The following is an 18,453-nucleotide window of genomic DNA, read 5'->3' on the forward strand; positions in this document are numbered from 1 at the left end:
TACACTCCCATGATCCTGCCTGGACCGGATGACCTCGGCCGCCGACCTCGCCTGGTTAATCCCGGTGTTCCCCCTACTCGGAGCGATCGCCACAGGCCTGGGACTAATCAGTTTCAACCGCACCATTAACCGCCTGCGTAAGCCGGTAGCTGTGCTGCTGCTCACCTCTCTAGGTGCTGCCGCCGTCTTGAGCTATGCAGTCCTCGCCGAGCAGCTGAGCGGTGCTGCACCTGTCGAACATCTCTTCGTCTGGGCCAGCGCCGGCAGTTTCATTCTGCCAATGGGTTATGTGATTGATCCCCTTGGGGCCGTGATGCTTGCCCTGGTCACCACCATCGCTCTGCTGGTGATGGTCTACTCCCACGGCTACATGGCCCACGACAAGGGCTACGTGCGTTTCTTTACCTATCTAGCCCTATTCAGCAGCTCGATGTTGGGCTTGATTATCAGCCCCAACCTTCTCGAAATCTACGTGTTTTGGGAGCTGGTAGGGATGTGCTCCTATCTCCTGGTGGGCTTCTGGTACGACCGAGATGGTGCCGCCCATGCAGCTCAAAAGGCTTTTGTCGTCAACCGTGTGGGTGATTTTGGCTTGCTCCTTGGCATTCTCGGACTCTTCTGGGCAACGGGCAGTTTTGATTTCCATGGCATTGCGAATGGCTTGTCAGATGCCATCGCGAACGGCACCGTTCCAGGCTGGGCGGCCTTGACCTTATGTCTATTGGTCTTCATGGGGCCGATGGCCAAGTCAGCTCAATTCCCCCTTCATGTTTGGCTTCCCGATGCCATGGAAGGGCCCACACCAATTTCAGCTCTCATCCATGCGGCAACCATGGTGGCAGCCGGTGTCTTCCTCGTTGCCAGGCTCGAACCTCTCTACAGCCAGTTCCCCATGGTGGGTTTGGTGATCGCCGTGATCGGCACGATCACCTGTTTTCTGGGAGCGTCGATCGCGCTCACCCAGATGGACCTCAAGAAGGGACTGGCTTACAGCACGGTGTCTCAACTTGGCTACATGATGCTGGCGATGGGCTGCGGCGCTCCCGTAGCAGGAATGTTCCACCTGGTGACCCATGCCTTTTTCAAGGCCATGCTTTTCCTTGGCTCAGGTTCAGTGATCCACGCCATGGAAGACGTTGTTGGTCACGAGCCCATCCTGGCCCAAGACATGAGGCTGATGGGCGGCCTGCGCCAAAAAATGCCGATCACAGCCATCACCTTCCTGATCGGCTGCATTGCCATCAGCGGTATTCCCCCTCTAGCAGGCTTCTGGAGCAAGGACGAAATTCTTGGACAAGCATTCACAACCTTCCCATTGCTCTGGGTTGTGGGCTTTCTGACAGCAGGGATGACGGCCTTCTACATGTTCCGCCTCTACTTCCTCACATTTGAAGGGCCATTCCGCGGAGACGACAAAACCCTTCAGGCAAACCTGCTTGCTGCTGCGGGCAAAGGCAGTGAAGACGAGCATCCTCATCAAGGCGGGGTGCTGCATGAGTCACCCTGGTCCATGACTCTGCCATTAGCAGTCTTGGCAGTGCCCTCGATGCTGATTGGTCTACTCGGCACCCCCTGGAACAGCCGCTTTGCAGGCCTGCTCAACCCAGAGGAGGCCCTTGAAATGGCCGCAACATTCAACTGGAGTGAATTCCTGCCACTCGCAGGTGCTTCAGTGGCGATCTCAACAGCAGGCATCAGCTTGGCTGTCTTGGCTTATGCATTGCACCGACTCGATCTCGAAGAACTATTTGCCAATCGTTTCCCGGTCATCAATACCTTCCTGGCCAACAAGTGGTATTTGGATGAAATCAATGAAAAGATCTTCGTACGCGGCAGCCGCAAACTGGCTCGTGAAGTGCTTGAAGTGGATGCCAAGGTGGTTGACGGCGTGGTGAATCTCACCGGCCTACTCACGCTTGGAAGTGGCGAAGGTCTTAAGTACTTTGAAACAGGCCGCGCTCAGTTTTACGCCCTCATCGTTTTCGGTGGTGTCATCGCCTTGGTCGTGCTTTTCGGCGTCCTAGGCAATCCTGTGAGCTGATAAACCAAATTGTGTGTTATCCCCTATCGATGCAGTGTCAGAACGCCAAGCATTTCTACACTCCGACCAGTGCTGAAAAGGCCTGTCCGTGCTGGAGTTTGCCATAAGCGCACCCTTGGACACAGGTGCCGAGCTGCTGAGTGATCAAGTGAGCGCTAACTTCCCCTGGCTGAGCCTCTCAATTCTGTTCCCGATTGTGGGGGCCTTTCTGGTGCCGTTCATCCCTGATGAAGGGGAGGGTAAGCAGGTTCGTTGGTTTGCACTCGGCATCGCCCTGGTGACCTTTCTGATCACCGTGGCTGCCTACCTATACGGCTATGACCCCAGCCTGAGCGGCTTACAACTATCCGAACGGGTGAGCTGGCTACCTGACCTGGGCCTCACCTGGGCCGTCGGAGCCGATGGCATCTCGATGCCACTCATTCTGCTCACCAGTTTCATCACAGCACTGGCAGTCCTGGCAGCCTGGCCAGTGACGTTCAAACCCAAGCTGTTCTTTTTCCTGATACTGGCAATGGATGGCGGCCAGATCGCAGTTTTTGCCGTTCAAGACATGCTGCTGTTCTTCCTGGCCTGGGAACTGGAATTGTTGCCGGTCTACCTGCTGCTAGCGATCTGGGGTGGCAAAAAAAGGCAATATGCAGCCACAAAATTCATCATTTATACCGCTGGCAGCTCGCTATTCATCCTGCTGGTGGCCCTAGCCATGGGGTTCTTTGGCGGAGGCACACCCAACTTCGAATACACCAAACTCGCCCAACAAAGCTTTGGGACAGGTTTCCAGTTGCTCTGTTACGCCGGACTGCTCATTGCCTTCGGCGTCAAGCTGCCAATTGTGCCTCTACACACCTGGCTACCAGACGCCCATGGAGAAGCAACGGCGCCAGTTCACATGCTGCTTGCAGGCATCCTGCTGAAGATGGGCGGCTATGCCTTGATGCGCTTTAACGCGCAACTGCTACCTGAAGCCCATGCCCAGTTCGCCCCACTTCTCATCGTGCTTGGGGTGGTCAACATCATCTATGCAGCTCTCACCTCCTTCGCCCAGCGCAACCTCAAACGCAAGATCGCCTATAGCTCAATTAGCCACATGGGCTTTGTCCTGATCGGCATTGGCAGCTTCAGTGCCCTAGGAACGAGTGGCGCCATGCTGCAGATGATCAGTCATGGTCTAATCGGCGCCAGTCTGTTCTTCCTTGTAGGAGCCACCTACGACCGCACCCACACCTTGCAACTTGATGAGATGGGAGGAGTGGGTCAAAAGATGCGAATCATGTTCGCCCTATGGACTGTCTGTGCACTCGCCTCCCTCGCTCTGCCTGGCATGAGTGGTTTTGTTTCTGAATTAATGGTGTTCGTGGGCTTTGCTACCGATGAGGCCTACACGCTGACTTTCCGGATTGTGATTGCAGGGCTTGCGGCAATCGGCGTCATCCTTACCCCAATCTATCTCCTCTCAATGCTGAGAGAAATCTTCTTCGGCAAAGAGAATGACCAACTGGTCTCCCATACCAACCTGGTTGATGCCGAACCAAGAGAGGTCTACATCATTAGCTGCTTACTCGTGCCGATCATCGGCATTGGCCTCTACCCCCGACTCATGACCGATAGCTATACCGCATCCATCCAACAATTAGTAAAGCGAGATGAATTAGCCCTGCAAAGCATCAAAAAACCCTCAGCATTGATGATTCGAAACACCACCATGACGCCTGCTTTGGTCTCATCCCCAAGGCTGCCGATCACTCAAACGCGATAGGAGCAGCTCACTAGGAAATAAGAGCTTCAGCCTTTCTTTGCATAGCGAAGCATCCTGAAGTCTGCAGCAGTAATGATTAATTAGTTCCTGTTTTAAGGAATTCGCCAGATCAGTTTCATGTTGATCTTGTGCCTCGCCCTCAACAAAGCGATTCACAATTCTCTCGAGCCCTTTTGGATGGTATTGCAGGTCTAAGGGCTAACAGTAGATGCTTATTCACTGCCGGGAGTGCCTGATCTGGAACCATGCCAAGCAATCCCGACCTCAGCCTCTAAGCCACCAACTCAACCGACCAAGACAAAGCAAGACGATCAAACGTTGAGACGGAAGCTGACTAGAAACCACCTCATCAGCTTCCTCCTAACCCAATTCATATAACTCTTTAAAGGCATGATGATCTATGGAATCCCCCTGGCGCGCGCCTAACAAGATCGATAACTTATTTCAAGCGTGATCTTTGCCTTGCAGGATGATGGACTGAACAGGGGGGCTGATTCAGGCGCACGCCTTGCAATCCGCCTGCTGCAAGATGCCGCAGAGCGAGGTGAATTAGATCCCTGGGATGTCGATGTGATCGCTGTGGTTGATGGTTTCCTCGATCAACTACGCCAGCGCATTGAGGTACCCCAGCAAGTGGCCGCACAAGTTCAACGGCAAGGCGGCAGTTATGAACAGGATTTAGCAGACAGCAGCGAAGCCTTTTTGGCCGCATCAGTCCTGGTTGGTCTCAAAGCAGAGGTTCTCGAAGCCCAAACCTTTCCACCTGAACCTCTGTTTGAAGAAGGCTTCGAAGCAGAGCTGGGAGAGCAAGGCTGGCTAGATCCAAGTTTTGCGCTTCCCAGGCGCCCAGAGCGCCACCTCTTACGTCGTCCGGCAGCACCACCGCCCCTACGTAGGCCAGTGACTCTTGGCGAGCTCATCGAACAACTGGAATCCATCGCCGAGCAACTCGAATCCGACGAACTGCAACAGCGACGCCGCAAACGCAATAAACGTTTGAGCGAGCGTGAGGCCATTGCCCAAGTCACCGCTCTGGCGCACCGTGAAAAACTTCCTGAAACGACTGCAGCCTTAGGAGTTTTCCTCAACGATTGGGAACAAGCCCTGCACTGGGTTGATTTCGAGCAGTTGGTTGGTCAGTGGGAACAGGTCTCAACAGCAGACCTGGACACGGATCGGGTGGGCGTGTTCTGGGCTCTGTTATTTCTATGCTCACAAGGAAAAGTGGAGCTGGCCCAGGAAGGATCCCTCTATGCCCCCCTCCGACTTAAGCGACTGCTGGCCCCAGGAACCATTGCTCAGCTCCCACTTACCAGCCTTAACGTGCCAGCTGCCACTCCGGCCGAGGTCGTGAATGCCGCTTGAATGGAGGTCTATGTTGTTTAACCGAGCTGAGGCCTAACAACGCCAATGAAGGCGATGATTTTGGCGGCCGGCAAAGGGACGCGCGTCCAGCCGATCACCCACGTGATCCCCAAGCCGATGATTCCCATCCTTCAGAAACCCGTGATGGAGTTTCTGCTCGAACTGCTGAAGGAGCACGGATTCAAAGAAGTAATGGTGAATGTGTCTCACCTAGCTGAGGAAATTGAAAACTACTTCCGCGATGGCCAGCGCTTTGGCGTAGAAATCGCCTACAGCTTCGAAGGACGCATCGAAGAGGGAGAACTGATTGGTGATGCCCTTGGTTCCGCTGGCGGCCTCAAAAAAATCCAGGATTTTCAACGATTCTTTGATGACACCTTTGTGGTGCTCTGTGGCGACGCCCTCATTGATCTCGACCTCTCAGAAGCCGTAAAACGCCATCGAGCCAAAGGCGCTCTGGCGAGCTTGGTGACCAAACGAGTCCCCAAAGATCAAGTCAGCAGCTATGGCGTGGTGGTCACAGACGAGAATGATTGTGTTCAGGCATTCCAAGAAAAACCCTCCACTGATGCAGCGCTGAGCGACACAATCAACACAGGTATCTATCTCTTTGAACCAGAGATTTTCGAGCACATTCCTTCCGACCAACCCTTCGATATCGGCTCTGACCTATTCCCCAAGCTGGTGGAGATGGGCTTACCATTCTTCGCCCTACCCATGGATTTCGAATGGGTGGACATTGGCAAGGTTCCGGATTATTGGAGGGCCATTCGCAGCGTCCTGCAAGGAGAGGTTCGCCAAGTAGGCATCCCTGGCAAGGAAGTCCTTCCTGGGATCTACACAGGCTTGAACGTTGCCGCGAACTGGGACAAGATCAATGTGCAAGGGCCAATTTATGTGGGTGGCATGACCCGCATCGAAGATGGAGCAACAATTATTGGGCCATCAATGATCGGCCCTAGCTGTTGCATCTGCGAAGGGGCAACCGTGGACAACTCGATCATCTTTGACTATTCCCGTATTGGAGCTGGTGTGCAGCTGGTGGAAAAGCTGGTATTTGGCCGTTACTGCGTTGGCAAAAACGGCGATCACTTTGACCTTCAAGAAGCAGCCCTTGATTGGCTGATCACCGATGCAAGGCGCCAAGACCTTGTGGAACCATCTCCTCAGCAGAAGGCCATGGCCGAACTCCTTGGCACAGACCTCACACCGGCACCAAGCTGATTCCAGCCTGATCAAGAATCTCGGGGATGCGCTCTTCTGCTTTCACGGCCATCAGATGGACGCCCTGGGCAAGAGACAAGTAACTCCTGACCTGCTCAGCAGCAATAGCGATCCCCTCAGCCATTGGATCAGATGCTTGCTCCAGCCGAGCAACAAGTGATTCAGGGATGCATGCTCCAGGCACAACCCTATTAATGAAGCTTGCATTACGAGCTGATTTCAGCAAAAACACCCCAGCAAGCACAGGCAACCCAAGGGGATTGGCCACCTCATTGCAAAAGTGTTCAAGCACAGCGGGTTTCATCACCATCTGAGTCTGAAGAAAGCGAGCGCCGGCCTCTTTCTTTCGTTCAAGGCGCCGCCGCAGACCACTCAAGCTCTGGCAATTGGGATCGGCAGCGGCCCCAGCAAACAAAGCAGTCGCTCCATCAGGGAGTAATCCCGAAACAGGGTCCTCAGCACGGTTGAAGGCAGAGACCTGATGCAGCAATTTCACCGACTCGTAGTCATGAACAGGTCTCGCCTCAGGTTGATCACCAACCCGAACCGGATCACCTGTAAGGCAGAGCACGTTGCGAATACCCAGAGCATGAGCTCCAAGTAAATCTGATTGAAGGGCGATCCGATTGCGATCACGGCAAGCGAGCTGCAAAATTGGTTCAAGCCCCTCATCTAACAGCAACCGGCAGAGAGCAAGGCTGCTCATCCGCATCACTGCACGGCTGCCATCAGTCACATTGATGGCATGAACAAAACCTTTCAAACCTTGAGCCATCGTCAAGGAATGAACAGGATCTGCACCACGAGGAGGCATGACCTCAGCAGTGATCGTCACCGCTCCGGCCTCGATGGAGCGCTGCAAGGCTGAACTCAAATCACGATGTCCTTCACTTACTCACCAACTATGAGGGATCGCTTGCCCAAAGTCTGCGTAAGATGAACGGAGATAATCAATGGGGAGGAAATGGCCACAGGCAAAATCCCCAGTTCCGTTCATATCTCACTCTCTTCAAGGGAAATGGAAATCATTGACCTTGTCGCCGACGGTCTAACCAACCAAGAAATCGCTGAAAAGCTAACCATCAGCAAGCGAACTGTCGATAATCATGTCAGCAACATGTTCACCAAAACAGGCTCAAAAAATCGTGTGGCCCTTCTGAACTGGGCCATGGATCACGGCAAGATCTGCCGCGATGGTTTCAATTGCTGCTCCTTGCCAGACGACTCCGACTCTGACTCCTAAACCCAAGCACAGCGGGCTCTGGGATGGACATCAAAGAACATCCTTCGGACTCGAGATCAAACAACTCGACATAGGCCATACAAGCCTCACGATCCCGGCATGTAAAGCGGAGGATGCCATCGGTATCGTACAAACCAAACACAAGTTGCCTTCCCGCAGCCTCTGCTGCCCGAACAACCAGTTCACTCGATCGGAACTGTTAAGAGATTATAAAGGCCCTTGGGGCGCTTTGGTCAAGCCAGGCCGTTATCTCTGCGCCTCTGATCTGACCATTGCTGAATCGGGGTGCATGCCAAAGCGGCATTGCTCCACTCAGATGCACCCGTCACCTCCTGCCAACACCACGCGGGAATCTCTAGCCGATCCTCCGCAGAGACAAGTTCCACCTCCGCTAGCACAAGAGGAGCATTCGCTCCTTCGAAGCAATCGACCACCCAATCACCACCTTTAAGGCTTAGTTCATAACGTGTCTTGATCAGACGATCAGGCGCCAAACCCCAGAGAGCCTCTGCATCGACTAGAGGGATCCGATATTCGAACTCATGGCGAGCAATACCCTCAGCAGGAGCTTTGAGGGTGAGCCAAGCCTGCTCCATCGCCATGATTCTCATCCTGACAGTGAACCCTTGAGGAGACCCGGCCAGGTAACCCTGACGCAAAGGCAAGGCCGGTCCTGCCAAAGCTCGCCACTCTTCTCCCACCACCAAAAACCTCCGTTCGATCTCGAGGCCCATGAGCTTCAGCTGGGAGATGGTTGATTGTTGAGCAGACTTCCCGCCCAATGCAGCTTGTGCGTGAGAGTTCTGTAATAAGAAGGACTCTGTTCAAGAACCACCATCAATGCATGGTGCCGAGCCCTCTGAACAACACAACACTGGCCTGGTTCAAGCAGGGCACCACTCGCCCCATCTTTCCAGAGCTTCACGCGGCGAGTGTTTTCTCCCAGAAGACCAATCACGAGCCGTGAAGCTGGAGGCACGATGACCGGACGACTAGAGAGACTCATCGGACAAATTGGACTCACGATGATGGCATCAATGCCAGGGTGAAGAATCGGCCCTCCAGACGCCATCGAGTAGCCGGTAGACCCTGTGGGTGTCGCCAAGATCAAACCATCGCCACGGTAATGATCCACCACCTCACCATCGATCTCAAGTTCAAGGGTGCAGGTAGGCGACACATCATCGCGATAAGGACGCATATAAAAATCATTCAGGGCCCAGTGCGGTGCCTTAGTCCCATTCAAATCCTGGAGCGAAGCAGTAGGTCGAGCAGTTCGTTCAGCAGGGGAGCGGCTGTCCACTGCAGCCTGCAACATCATCCTGCGCTCCAAAGCAAAGTTGTCCTGCAACAATCTCTGCCATAGCTGACCGCCATCAAGTAAGCAGCGTTCATGCGTCAGAAAACCTAGATGCCCGCCGACGTTGAAACTAAGGATTGGTACATCATGAACGGCAAGATGACGGGCCGCACCGAGCACCGTGCCATCGCCCCCAAGCACAACAGCCAAATCAGGCAGGCCGGCTTCTGAGGCCAATAAATCGGGGAAAGGGTTGGCCGTCACTCCACTCATGGCCATCACCACTTTCACTCCAAGCGCTTGGAGCTCGTCAACACAACAACAGGCTTCACGATGCGCAGAATGACTTCCCGCCCGATAGATCACCCAGACCAAATCGAGACGCATGCCTGGGTCTCCTTACCAGCGCAGCAGATTGAAGCGCTCCATATCCACAGTGACGCGATTGCGATAGAGGGAAAGGAGGATCGCAAGACCCACAGCTGCCTCTGCAGCAGCAACAGTAATCACAAACACAGCAAAGACCTGACCGCGGATCAGACCACCATCAATATATGAAGAGAATGCCATCAGATTGATATTCACAGCATTGAGCATCAGCTCAATGCTCATCAAAACCCGAACAGCATTACGGCTATTGATCAGCCCCCACACGCCGATACAGAAAAGCATCGCAGCAAGCAAGAGATAGGCCTGAAGAGGAACAAGACCGGACGAGGACTCGAGCATGGGATCAATCAGGGGAAAAAGCAAAGTGTCCTGAACTGATCAGGGCGTGGACTTATCGACAAGCAACGGGGTTTGAGCCTTCTCGATCAGACCCTGATTGACAGCATCACCTGTACCAACATCAGTCTCCAGGACATCTCTGCGGGCCAACACAATTGCACCGATCATGGCCATCAGTAGAAGCACAGACGCCAGCTCAAAAGGCAAAAGGTAGTCAGTAAATAGGTGTTCACCAATTCGCTCAGTAGCCCCTACTCCAATCGCTGCGGGGCCTGGCACTGCCCAAGGTGTGGTGATCACCACACGAAAGAAAAGAACAAACAACCCTGCACAAACTCCACCAGAGAGCAGCCTTCGAATAGGCAATCCCTCGATCGGCTTCAAATCTTCGCGCTTGTTGACCAGCATGATCGCGAAGAGAATCAGCACGTTGACTGCACCCACATAAACCAGCACCTGTGCTGCTGCAACAAAACTGGCATTGAGGAGCAGATAGAGACCAGCCACAGCCATAAATACGCCACCAAGCAAAAAGGCGGAGTAGACGATATTGCCCAGCAAGACGACACCAAGACTGCCGAGAACCACCACGGCGCCTAGAACCAGGAAACAGATTAATTCTGTGGAAGTAGCAATCGTCATCCGCTGGGCTGGTCTTGATCAGAAGCATCCTGCAACGATTCTCCCTCATCCCCTTGAACAGACTCTTGTTGCAAGCTCAGACTCTTGAGCGCCTCTGCAGGGAGCTGTCCGGCTCGAGGTTGATTGGCAGGGACATCATGGGGATCCATCACCCCTCTAGGCAGATAGGCCAGCTCTCTTAAAGGCTGCACAGATGGGTCTGTCGTCACACTGGTTGGCAAACGACCCAATGCAACATTGTCGTAGTTGAGGCTATGTCGATCGTACGCAGCCAGCTCATATTCCTCTGTCATCGATAAGCAATTGGTAGGGCAGTACTCCACACAGTTGCCACAAAAGATGCAGACACCGAAATCAATGGAATAATTGCGCAGCTCCTTTTTCTTCGTCTCCTTATTCATCACCCAGTCCACAACAGGCAGGTTGATGGGACAAACCCTGACGCAAACCTCACAAGCAATGCATTTATCAAACTCGTAGTGGATACGACCGCGATAACGCTCTGAGGGGATGAGCTTCTCGTATGGATACTGCACCGTGATCGGACGCCGGCGCAGGTGATCGAATGTGACCGCAAGGCCCTGGATCAGATAGTTCGCTGCATCCGCAGCGTCGCGGGTGTAGTCAGCAACTTTTTTGAGGAACCCGAACATGCGAAAGGAACCTCTAAGAGGCCCACTAGGAGCATTCCAGAAATCCTACAAGCTTTTTAACCAGGATAGGTAAAAGTGCTTAGCCCTCCCGGAACGAGATCCAGCGCCTTCAAGCGCTTTGGCTGCATCAACCACCAAAGGCAACAGGGAAAGCCAACTTAAGAGCAGCGGTAATCAGCAGATTTCCAAGCGCGATCGGCAAAAGAAACTTCCAGCCCAAATCAAGCAATTGATCAATACGTACTCGTGGAGTAGTCCAGCGCAACAAGATGGCTAAGAACACCAGTAGATAAGCCTTCAGCACTGTCATCACAATGCCAACGGAGCCAGTGATCACCTGCACCAAGGGAGCATCAACCGACTGACCAAGCCAACCAGCTAGCCATTCCACCGGGATGGGGAAGCCCCATCCCCCTAGATAGAGCACTGCGACCAACAAGGACGAAAGCACAAGGTTGATGTAACTACCGAGATAAAACAGGGCAAACTTCATCCCTGCGTACTCGGTCTGATAACCCGCCACCAGCTCTTCCTCAGCTTCAGGGAGATCGAAAGGAAGTCGTTCGCACTCGGCAAGCGCACAGATCCAAAAGATCAAAAAGCCCACAGGCTGCCGCCACACATTCCAGCTCAGCAAGCCAGCACCATTTTGTTGGGCAACAATGTCGACCGTGCTGAGCGAATTACTCATCATCACCACTGCCAGAACAGCCAAGGCAAGAGGGATTTCGTAACTGATCGATTGAGCTGCAGCCCTCAGCCCACCCAAGAGTGAGTACTTGTTATTGGAGGCATAGCCACTCATCAATAGGCCAATGGGCTGAATGCTGCTGAGGGAGATCCAGAGGAAAATCCCTATCCCCACATTGCTGATCAGCAGGTTTTGACCAAAGGGCACGATCAACCAGGAGAGGATCACAGGCACAAGCACCAGGACCGGACCAAGAGTGAACAGCAGGCCATCCGCCCTGACAGGGATCACGTCTTCCTTCACAAGCAACTTCAAGCCATCGGCCATCGGCTGCAACACGCCGAGAGCTCCTGCATATTCCGGTCCGATCCGCTGCTGAACAGCCGCCGAAATCTTCCGCTCCAGCCACACGGTGACCAAAACGCCCACCATCGCCGCGGTCAACACCAACAGCATCGGCAGCGGCAGCCAAATGAGATGGGCCATCTGAGGGGAAAGCCCCAGCCCTTGTAATGACTGACTAAAACTCAACTCCAGATCAAGGCCAGAACTCACCAAGCCTGAGGTTGCAGTGGCAAAGGTGGTCACCATGGTGATGGCTGAGCTGGCTGCAACTTAGGCGCCCGTAGAAGAGACACGCTCATCACTAGGGATCCAAGTTCTGTTCTGGGCACCGGTGTAAATCTGCGAAGGCCTGAAAATCCGATTCGCGCCAAGTTGCTCTCGCCAATGAGCTAGCCAACCAGCCACCCTTGAGATAGCAAAAACAGGAGTAAAAAGATCACGTGGAATTCCAAGCTTGCGATACACAAGACCGGAATAGAAGTCCACATTCGGATAGATCCCTTTAGGCCCTAAACGGGTGGCAGCCGCCTGCTCCAACGCCTTGGCCACGTCGTACATCTCATCGGTACCGAATCGGGCAAACAACTCCTCTGCAAGACCCTGAAGGATCACAGCGCGAGGATCCTTGACCCGATATTCCCGATGACCAAAGCCCATCACCTTGCGCTTAGAAGCAATCGCTTCATCCAAGTAATCACCAGCGTGCTCTGGGCTGCCGATCTCTTCGAGCATCGCCAAAACATCCTCATTGGCACCACCATGTAGAGGTCCTGCAAGGGTGCCCACTGCGGAGGCCACCACTGCATAAGGATCAGTGAGCGTACTGGCGGTCACGCGAGCACTAAAAGTACTGGCATTAAGACTGTGTTCCGCATGCAGGATCAAGCAGCGATCAAGAACCCTGGCCGCCAAAGGGTCCGGTTCACGCTCGGTGAGCATGTAGAGGAAATTGGCTGAGTAGGCCAGGTTGTCACGAGGCTGAATGGGATCTTGCCCTTTGCGAATCAACTTGAAGGCCGCCACCATCGTGGGAATCTTGGCGATCAGCCTCACCACGGCGTTATAGACGTACTTCGGGTCATCGATGGCTCGACGGGAATAGAACAGCCCCAGGGATGCCGCACTCGACTGAAGTGCATCCATCGGGTGCCCCGAAGCTGGGAAGCACTTCATCATGTCGCGTACCCGGAAACTCACGCGACGGTGCATCTGCACCTCAGCTTCAAAATCACGAAGTTGCTGTGGGCTGGGCAGATCGCCCCAGATCAACAGATAAGTGGTTTCCAAAAAGCTGCTATGCGCTGAGAGCTCCGCAATTGGATAACCCCGATAAGCAAGCCGCCCCTGCATTCCATCGATATCACAGATGGCGGATTGGGTTACTGGCACTCCCTCCAGCCCCGGACGAAAGCTGATACCACTGCGATCGTGGCGAATCTCCCCAACCTGCTCCTGCCCCACCGCATCTCAACAACTGCTTGGCAACCTAAGCGGAACAGGGCAACAACACCGACGGCCTCAACAACACCTGCAGCGTTGCCCTGCCAGCAGGGCTTCGTTTTTGCTGCGACCATCTGAGATGTGCAAAACCAGCCTTCTTCAACACCAGGCAGCCCGTAGGCATGCCAAGCAACCTTGCTGCTAGATGGTTCAAATCAGGTTCATGACCCACCAAAAGGCAGCGCCCAACTAATCCTTCAAGCAAAGGCCAAGGATCCCTGCCAGGCAGCAAGCCACTCTCGAATTCCACACGCCCCGCCAGACCTGCCTGCTGCGCAAGTTCGGCCGTCTGAGCCGCACGCAGATAAGGACTACTCAGCAGACGATCAGCAGCAAAGCCAAGGCTTCGCAAGCGACGAGCGACCTCCATCGTGCGCAGAATTCCTTGCTCTGTAAGTGGGCGTCGCGAATCATCAACGCCATAGCAACGCTGCTCAGCGATGCCATGGCGCAATAAGAAAAGATCAACCGAGGTTGAGGCGGGCACGCATGCGAAGAGAAGAGCTTTGCTCATCTTGATCAGGCCCCACAGCCATGGCCAACCCCTGCACACTGGGCTGCAATGAACCATCAGCAAGCGTTTGCATCAACGTCCAGGGACGCCAATGCTGAAGCTGCACGCGACCAGGACTTGCACCAAGAACCAGCTGTTGAGTAAGCGGACGATCATCTCGATTGAGATTGTTCAGCTGACGAAGACGAGGCTGTAACGCCTTGCCCTGCTTGCGCTGCTGTAGAGCCGCAAGGGTCTGCCCCCACCAGGCCTGGTCTGGCTCCTCGGCCAAAGCAACGCCCAACTGAGCCTCAAGCAAGTTCTTAGTGGAGCTTTGTTGACGTGCCAAGCGCGTCCACACCTGCAGAGATTCGTCATCAGACGGCAAATCCGAACGAATAAAACCCTGCTCAGTCAGCGCATCATCCACCACCGAGACAGCTGGATGGTCCTGCTTGGTCGCAACCAGCCAGCCTTCGGGCTGCTGAAGCCACAACAACGGTCCATCGTCCAAACCAGCAATCGTGGCAGCCGAAGACAGTTCATTTGCCTTCAACTGCTGACGCAGTAAGGGACCTAACCACTGCACCAGAGGATCCTGATCTGAGGGATCAAGTAATCGAGAAGGTGAACTCAGCAAAGCGAGTGCCTCCGCCTGACCACCAGCCGAGGCAGTGAGCTGAGCAAGTCCATCAGCTGCTCCAACCTCACTCGCAACGGCTTCCAGGGGTTGCTGGAAACGCAACAGCCCTTCCAGGGCCAAATCGGACCCTTCAGGCTTCAAGGCAGCCACCAAGCTCAACAGATCCTCCCGCTGGCTGAGCTGCTTAGGCAGGCCTAACCAAGAGTGAAGAGCGGGCGGCGAGGCAACCATCAGCGCCACACCATCACCAAGCTGGCGCACGATCTCGACAAGCTCCTGATCGCCAAGTTGATGCTGATCAGACAACTGGGAAACATCAAGAGCCTGTTCCAATACCCCCCGGCCGGAGGCAAGCAACAACAGGTCATCGTCGATCAATGCTGTTGCCAAAGGCTGTGGATTACGCCCCCTCAAAGCCCCTTTGCCACTAATCACTCCCATCCCCCGATAGCGGCTGATCTGCAGATCTGTGCCAGCCAAGCTGCGGGCTTGCCAAAAGCGCTGTAAAAACCGCCTCGCACCATCCTGATCTCGACTCTCTAGAACCAAAAGCCAACCCATGGATGCCTCTGGCCCGTTGGGTTCCAACAGAGCCATGCTCACTTGCGGACCAAGCCAGTCGACCAACTCCGACTCAAAATCCAAACCAGCGAGTGCGAAAGCACCATCACGAATCTGCTGAGCACCATCGCGAGCCTTGCGACGGTTGCGTGCCGGTGCTACAGCCTGGGCATAGGCCGGCACACGCACTGGATCCATCAACCAATGAACGGCAAGAGCAGCATCTCGAGGCACAAACCTTGCCGCACGTGGCAACTCCAGTGGCTGATCAACCAAACGCAGAGGGTTTTGGCGGGCCATAGCCCATCCAAGCCCCGCCACCAATGAGAACAGGACAAACACCGTGGCTACCACGGCAATCAAAAACGGGCGGGCCTTCATGGGCCGGCAATGGGACTCTTTAGATCATCTTTATCCATTAATCATCTGATCGTCTTGCGCCCAGTATGAAGCGCTCACAAAGTCAACAACAATGAGTCGATTGACAGCCCTGTTTGTGCAAGCCAACTGAATCGCGAACAGCAGCAAAATTTCCGCCACAAAATCTTGTCGAGCTACATGACGAGAAACACAACAGCTGCAATCTGGAAAGAAGCATCGAGACTTGGTGATGCTGGGTTGCAAGCAAACTGCGCCAACACTGAGGCCGGCTTAGTGAGTTCGTGACAGAGCACAAAAGAAGGGCAACCCCCCCGTACCATCAAGATCCCGACGTCACCGCTTTGGAGTCGCTACCGGCACGACAACAGCAGGTGCTTCAAGCAACGGTGCACCACTACGTGGACACGATTGAGCCCGTCGGCAGCAAAACCCTGGTGCAACGCTTTGGCCTCCAAGCGAGCGCCGCAACGGTTCGTTCGGCAATGGGAGCCCTTGAACAGCGTGGCCTGCTCACCCAACCTCACACCTCGGCGGGAAGAGTGCCGAGCCCGCAGGGCTATCGCCACTATGTGGACTGCTTGCTGCCGCCTCCAGGATCGGCGGCGCAGCACCTGGAACGGGAACTGACAAACCTCAGTCTGCGCTGGGCAGCTCTCGATGACTTGATGTGGCAATTGGCCCGTCGCCTCACCGATTTCACCGGCCTGATGAGCTTGATTACCAGGCCCGCACGGCCAAAGCCAACGCTTCAAGCCGTACGCCTGGTGCGCAGTGGCGACCGGCTGCTGGTGATGCTGGTTGAAAGCTCCAACCAAGCCAGTCATCTCAATCTGCGCCTGCCCCATGAAGCCAGCAACGAACTCGAAGCCATCGAGGAGTGGACCCGCGATCAACTGGCCACAACGGGCAACGGCAGCCTCGACTGGTCGAGCCTGCCACCGCAGCTCAATCTGAGCGGATCTTTACTGCGAGAGGCGATTCACAGCCACAGCCAAGCTCAAACACCGGCTGAATCAGATGCAGTGTTCCACGGGATGTCCAGGCTGCTTGCGCAGCCAGAATTCAGCAGTAGCGCCAGCCTCCAACCTTTACTGGAACTGATGGATACGCAGCCAGCTGCAGTGGTGCCAGTGGGCAGTGAGCAGCTTGGAGGCGTGTGGATCGGCGCAGAGCACCCCAAAAGCGCCCTGGAAGCCTGTTCTGTGGTGCAAGCGAGTTATCACAGCTCCGGGGAAGGCATCGGACAAGTTGCTCTCGTTGGCCCGATGCGCATGGCTTATGCCACAGCCAAGGCAGCCGTGAGCAGCGTGGCGAATCACCTTGAAAGGTTGCTCTGCTAAGCGAGACAGCTAGCCATGAGTTGCAAACTTTTTTGCTACGACTACCAAGCTTCGACGACTAGGTTTTCGGCGGTATAAACGGTTCAACAAAAACTGGAAATGGAGCCCATGAACTGATTAATCTTTGCGTTATTGGTTCTCGTGATCAGTTACTCGTTAACCCCTTGCTGATGGTCAAGCTCTGATGCCATCAGCTCATGGCTCGAGCAAAACGCTTACTGCCGGCAGCCATCACTCAAAGCTGATTGCCCAGTTTCTCTGCCACGGTGTTGACATCTTTATCGCCACGGCCAGAGCAATTGATCACCACTTCTGTTCCAGCGGCGAGAGTGGGGCAAAGCATCTCTAACCAAGCAAAGGCATGGGCCGTCTCTAGAGCAGGAATAATTCCCTCTAGTTCACTCGCCAAGCGCAGGGCATCCAAAGCCTGCTGATCGCTAACCGCGGCATACTCCGCCCTACCAATCTCACACAGGTAGCTGTGTTCTGGACCCACTCCTGGGTAGTCGAGGCCGGCACTAATCGAATGCGCCTCTTGCACCTGACCTTCATCATCCTGAAGCAACAAACTCATCGCTCCATGCAAGACGCCTACTCGACCTTCGGTGATTGTTGCCGCATGACGACCAGTTTCAACACCATCACCAGCAGCTTCCACTCCAATCATGCGCACAGAGCGGTCCTGCACGAAGGGATGAAACAAACCCATGGCATTGGACCCACCACCAACGCACGCCAAAAGAACATCAGGCAAGCGACCGAAAGCCTCAGCACACTGCTGCCTGGCCTCCTGACCGATCACGGCATGAAAGTCGCGAACAAGCATCGGATAGGGATGGGGACCAGCCACCGAACCAAGGATGTAATGGGTGGTTTCCACATTGGTGACCCAATCACGAATCGCCTCACTCGTCGCGTCCTTCAACGTGGCCGTGCCTGCAGTGACAGGCTGCACTGTGGCCCCAAGAAGACGCATGCGGAACACATTCAACGCCTGACGGCGCATGTCCTCAGCGCCCATGTAGACGACACACTCAAGACCAAAGCGGGCACACACCGTGGCAGTTGCCACACCGTGTTGACCCGCACCTGTTTCGGCAATGATCCGCTTTTTACCCATGCGTAAGGCCAACAGAGCCTGACCCAAAGCGTTATTGATTTTGTGGGCGCCTGTGTGATTGAGATCCTCACGCTTGAGCCAGATCCTGGGGCCTCCGTCTGAACGGCAGTAATGAGCTGTGAGGCGCTCAGCCTCATAAAGCGGCGTCGCCCGACCCACATAGCTACGCAGCAGCCGATCCAACTCAGCGGTGAAGGCAGGATCTTTCCATGCCAGCGCAGCTGCTTGCTCCAGTTCAGCCAAGGCAGGCATCAAGGTTTCGGGCACGTACTGGCCCCCATATCTGCCGAAACGCCCCTGGGCAGAAGGTCGCGCACTCACAGCGAGGTCCGCATCTTTGGGCTGAGAGGGCAAAGTGCTGGTCACCAGTACGCCAGGCAAGAACAACACCAGCCTAGGAATCGAAAGAATCACCCCAAGCAG

At 54.7% G+C, this 18,453-nt stretch carries 17 protein-coding genes; 6 read left to right on the top strand and 11 right to left on the bottom strand.

All coding sequences use genetic code 11. The features are described from left to right. The first annotated feature begins 28 nt into the window (after nt 1-28). The 4 genes from SIB41_RS09975 (at nt 29) to SIB41_RS09990 (ending at nt 6,389) form a co-directional block, all read left to right on the top strand. A complete protein-coding gene (locus SIB41_RS09975) occupies nt 29-2,041 on the top strand; it encodes an NAD(P)H-quinone oxidoreductase subunit 5 (RefSeq protein ID WP_413358576.1) in 2,013 nt (670 codons plus the stop codon). A gap of 88 nt (nt 2,042-2,129) precedes the next feature. Then, nucleotides 2,130-3,800 carry an NAD(P)H-quinone oxidoreductase subunit 4 gene (locus SIB41_RS09980; protein ID WP_413358578.1) on the top strand — a complete coding sequence of 557 codons (1,671 nt, stop codon included), beginning with the start codon at nt 2,130-2,132 and terminating at the stop codon, nt 3,798-3,800. Nucleotides 3,801-4,262: 462 nt separating this feature from the next. Continuing rightward, nucleotides 4,263-5,165, top strand: coding sequence for a segregation/condensation protein A (locus SIB41_RS09985; RefSeq protein WP_413361507.1), 903 nt, complete (start codon nt 4,263-4,265; stop codon nt 5,163-5,165). A 45-nt stretch (nt 5,166-5,210) separates the two neighbouring features. Continuing rightward, nucleotides 5,211-6,389 carry a sugar phosphate nucleotidyltransferase gene (locus SIB41_RS09990; RefSeq protein ID WP_413358580.1) on the top strand — a complete coding sequence of 393 codons (1,179 nt, stop codon included), beginning with the start codon at nt 5,211-5,213 and terminating at the stop codon, nt 6,387-6,389. On the opposite strand, the gene SIB41_RS09995 is transcribed toward SIB41_RS09990, so the two are convergent. After that, nucleotides 6,370-7,263 carry a methylenetetrahydrofolate reductase gene (locus SIB41_RS09995; protein WP_063420568.1) on the bottom strand — a complete coding sequence of 298 codons (894 nt, stop codon included), beginning with the start codon at nt 7,261-7,263 and terminating at the stop codon, nt 6,370-6,372. The genes SIB41_RS09990 and SIB41_RS09995 overlap by 20 nt on opposite strands. A gap of 90 nt (nt 7,264-7,353) precedes the next feature. Between SIB41_RS09995 and SIB41_RS10000 the strand changes: the two genes are divergently transcribed. After that, nucleotides 7,354-7,632: a helix-turn-helix domain-containing protein gene (locus SIB41_RS10000; protein WP_011827256.1), complete on the top strand. Its 279-nt coding sequence runs from the start codon at nt 7,354-7,356 to the stop codon at nt 7,630-7,632. A 233-nt stretch (nt 7,633-7,865) separates the two neighbouring features. Here the strand turns inward: SIB41_RS10000 and SIB41_RS10005 are convergent, their stop codons facing one another. The 9 genes from SIB41_RS10005 to SIB41_RS10045 form a co-directional block, all read right to left on the bottom strand. Continuing rightward, nucleotides 7,866-8,366, bottom strand: a complete 501-nt coding sequence (locus tag SIB41_RS10005; RefSeq protein WP_413358583.1) for a CYTH domain-containing protein — start codon at nt 8,364-8,366, stop codon at nt 7,866-7,868. Nucleotides 8,367-8,371: 5 nt separating this feature from the next. Then, complete coding sequence (locus tag SIB41_RS10010) at nt 8,372-9,319, bottom strand: NAD(+) kinase (protein WP_063416614.1); 948 nt, start codon at nt 9,317-9,319, stop codon at nt 8,372-8,374. Nucleotides 9,320-9,331: 12 nt separating this feature from the next. Then, nucleotides 9,332-9,661 carry an NADH-quinone oxidoreductase subunit NuoK gene (gene nuoK, locus SIB41_RS10015; RefSeq protein WP_413358585.1) on the bottom strand — a complete coding sequence of 110 codons (330 nt, stop codon included), beginning with the start codon at nt 9,659-9,661 and terminating at the stop codon, nt 9,332-9,334. Nucleotides 9,662-9,700: 39 nt separating this feature from the next. Beyond that, nucleotides 9,701-10,303 (bottom strand): NADH-quinone oxidoreductase subunit J, encoded by a 603-nt coding sequence (locus tag SIB41_RS10020; protein ID WP_011131383.1) that lies wholly within the window; start codon nt 10,301-10,303, stop codon nt 9,701-9,703. Beyond that, on the bottom strand, nt 10,300-10,956 hold the full coding sequence (ndhI, locus tag SIB41_RS10025) for an NAD(P)H-quinone oxidoreductase subunit I (RefSeq protein ID WP_413358587.1): 657 nt from the start codon (nt 10,954-10,956) through the stop codon (nt 10,300-10,302). Before ndhI ends, SIB41_RS10020 begins: the two co-directional genes overlap by 4 nt. Nucleotides 10,957-11,083: 127 nt before the next feature. Then, nucleotides 11,084-12,202 carry an NADH-quinone oxidoreductase subunit NuoH gene (nuoH, locus tag SIB41_RS10030; RefSeq protein ID WP_196757156.1) on the bottom strand — a complete coding sequence of 373 codons (1,119 nt, stop codon included), beginning with the start codon at nt 12,200-12,202 and terminating at the stop codon, nt 11,084-11,086. Nucleotides 12,203-12,262: 60 nt separating this feature from the next. Beyond that, the gene (locus SIB41_RS10035; protein ID WP_063420572.1) at nt 12,263-13,453 is read right to left on the bottom strand and encodes a citrate synthase; all 1,191 of its coding nucleotides are present in this window, start codon (nt 13,451-13,453) and stop codon (nt 12,263-12,265) included. Nucleotides 13,454-13,478: 25 nt separating this feature from the next. Beyond that, a complete protein-coding gene (gene sixA, locus SIB41_RS10040; protein WP_413358589.1) occupies nt 13,479-13,979 on the bottom strand; it encodes a phosphohistidine phosphatase SixA in 501 nt (166 codons plus the stop codon). Beyond that, a complete protein-coding gene (locus SIB41_RS10045) occupies nt 13,957-15,570 on the bottom strand; it encodes a DUF3352 domain-containing protein (RefSeq protein ID WP_413358592.1) in 1,614 nt (537 codons plus the stop codon). Before SIB41_RS10045 ends, sixA begins: the two co-directional genes overlap by 23 nt. Nucleotides 15,571-15,851: 281 nt before the next feature. On the opposite strand from SIB41_RS10045, the gene hrcA reads away from it, so the two are divergent. Beyond that, entirely contained in the window at nt 15,852-16,910 is a 1,059-nt protein-coding gene (gene hrcA, locus SIB41_RS10050; protein ID WP_413358595.1) for a heat-inducible transcriptional repressor HrcA, read from the top strand. Between the two features lie 235 nt (nt 16,911-17,145). Here hrcA and trpB read toward each other — a convergent pair whose 3' ends face one another. Further along, nucleotides 17,146-18,396, bottom strand: coding sequence for a tryptophan synthase subunit beta (gene trpB / locus SIB41_RS10055; protein ID WP_413361509.1), 1,251 nt, complete (start codon nt 18,394-18,396; stop codon nt 17,146-17,148). Nucleotides 18,397-18,453 lie beyond the last annotated feature (57 nt).

This window comes from Prochlorococcus sp. MIT 1201 (assembly GCF_047303415.1).
In the GTDB taxonomy this organism is placed as follows: domain Bacteria; phylum Cyanobacteriota; class Cyanobacteriia; order PCC-6307; family Cyanobiaceae; genus Prochlorococcus; species Prochlorococcus marinus_D.

Bases quoted from the DNA above. Each gene is read 5' to 3' on its own strand.
- ndhI (WP_413358587.1), bottom strand. From the start codon at position 10,956: ATGTTCGGGTTCCTCAAAAAAGTTGCTGACTACACCCGCGACGCTGCG.
- SIB41_RS09975 (WP_413358576.1), top strand. From the start codon at position 29: ATGACCTCGGCCGCCGACCTCGCCTGGTTAATCCCGGTGTTCCCCCTA.
- nuoK (WP_413358585.1), bottom strand. From the start codon at position 9,661: ATGCTCGAGTCCTCGTCCGGTCTTGTTCCTCTTCAGGCCTATCTCTTG.
- SIB41_RS10045 (WP_413358592.1), bottom strand. From the start codon at position 15,570: ATGAAGGCCCGCCCGTTTTTGATTGCCGTGGTAGCCACGGTGTTTGTC.
- SIB41_RS10000 (WP_011827256.1), top strand. From the start codon at position 7,354: ATGGCCACAGGCAAAATCCCCAGTTCCGTTCATATCTCACTCTCTTCA.
- SIB41_RS09990 (WP_413358580.1), top strand. From the start codon at position 5,211: ATGAAGGCGATGATTTTGGCGGCCGGCAAAGGGACGCGCGTCCAGCCG.
- SIB41_RS10020 (WP_011131383.1), bottom strand. From the start codon at position 10,303: ATGACGATTGCTACTTCCACAGAATTAATCTGTTTCCTGGTTCTAGGC.
- SIB41_RS10010 (WP_063416614.1), bottom strand. From the start codon at position 9,319: ATGCGTCTCGATTTGGTCTGGGTGATCTATCGGGCGGGAAGTCATTCT.
- SIB41_RS10005 (WP_413358583.1), bottom strand. From the start codon at position 8,366: ATGGGCCTCGAGATCGAACGGAGGTTTTTGGTGGTGGGAGAAGAGTGG.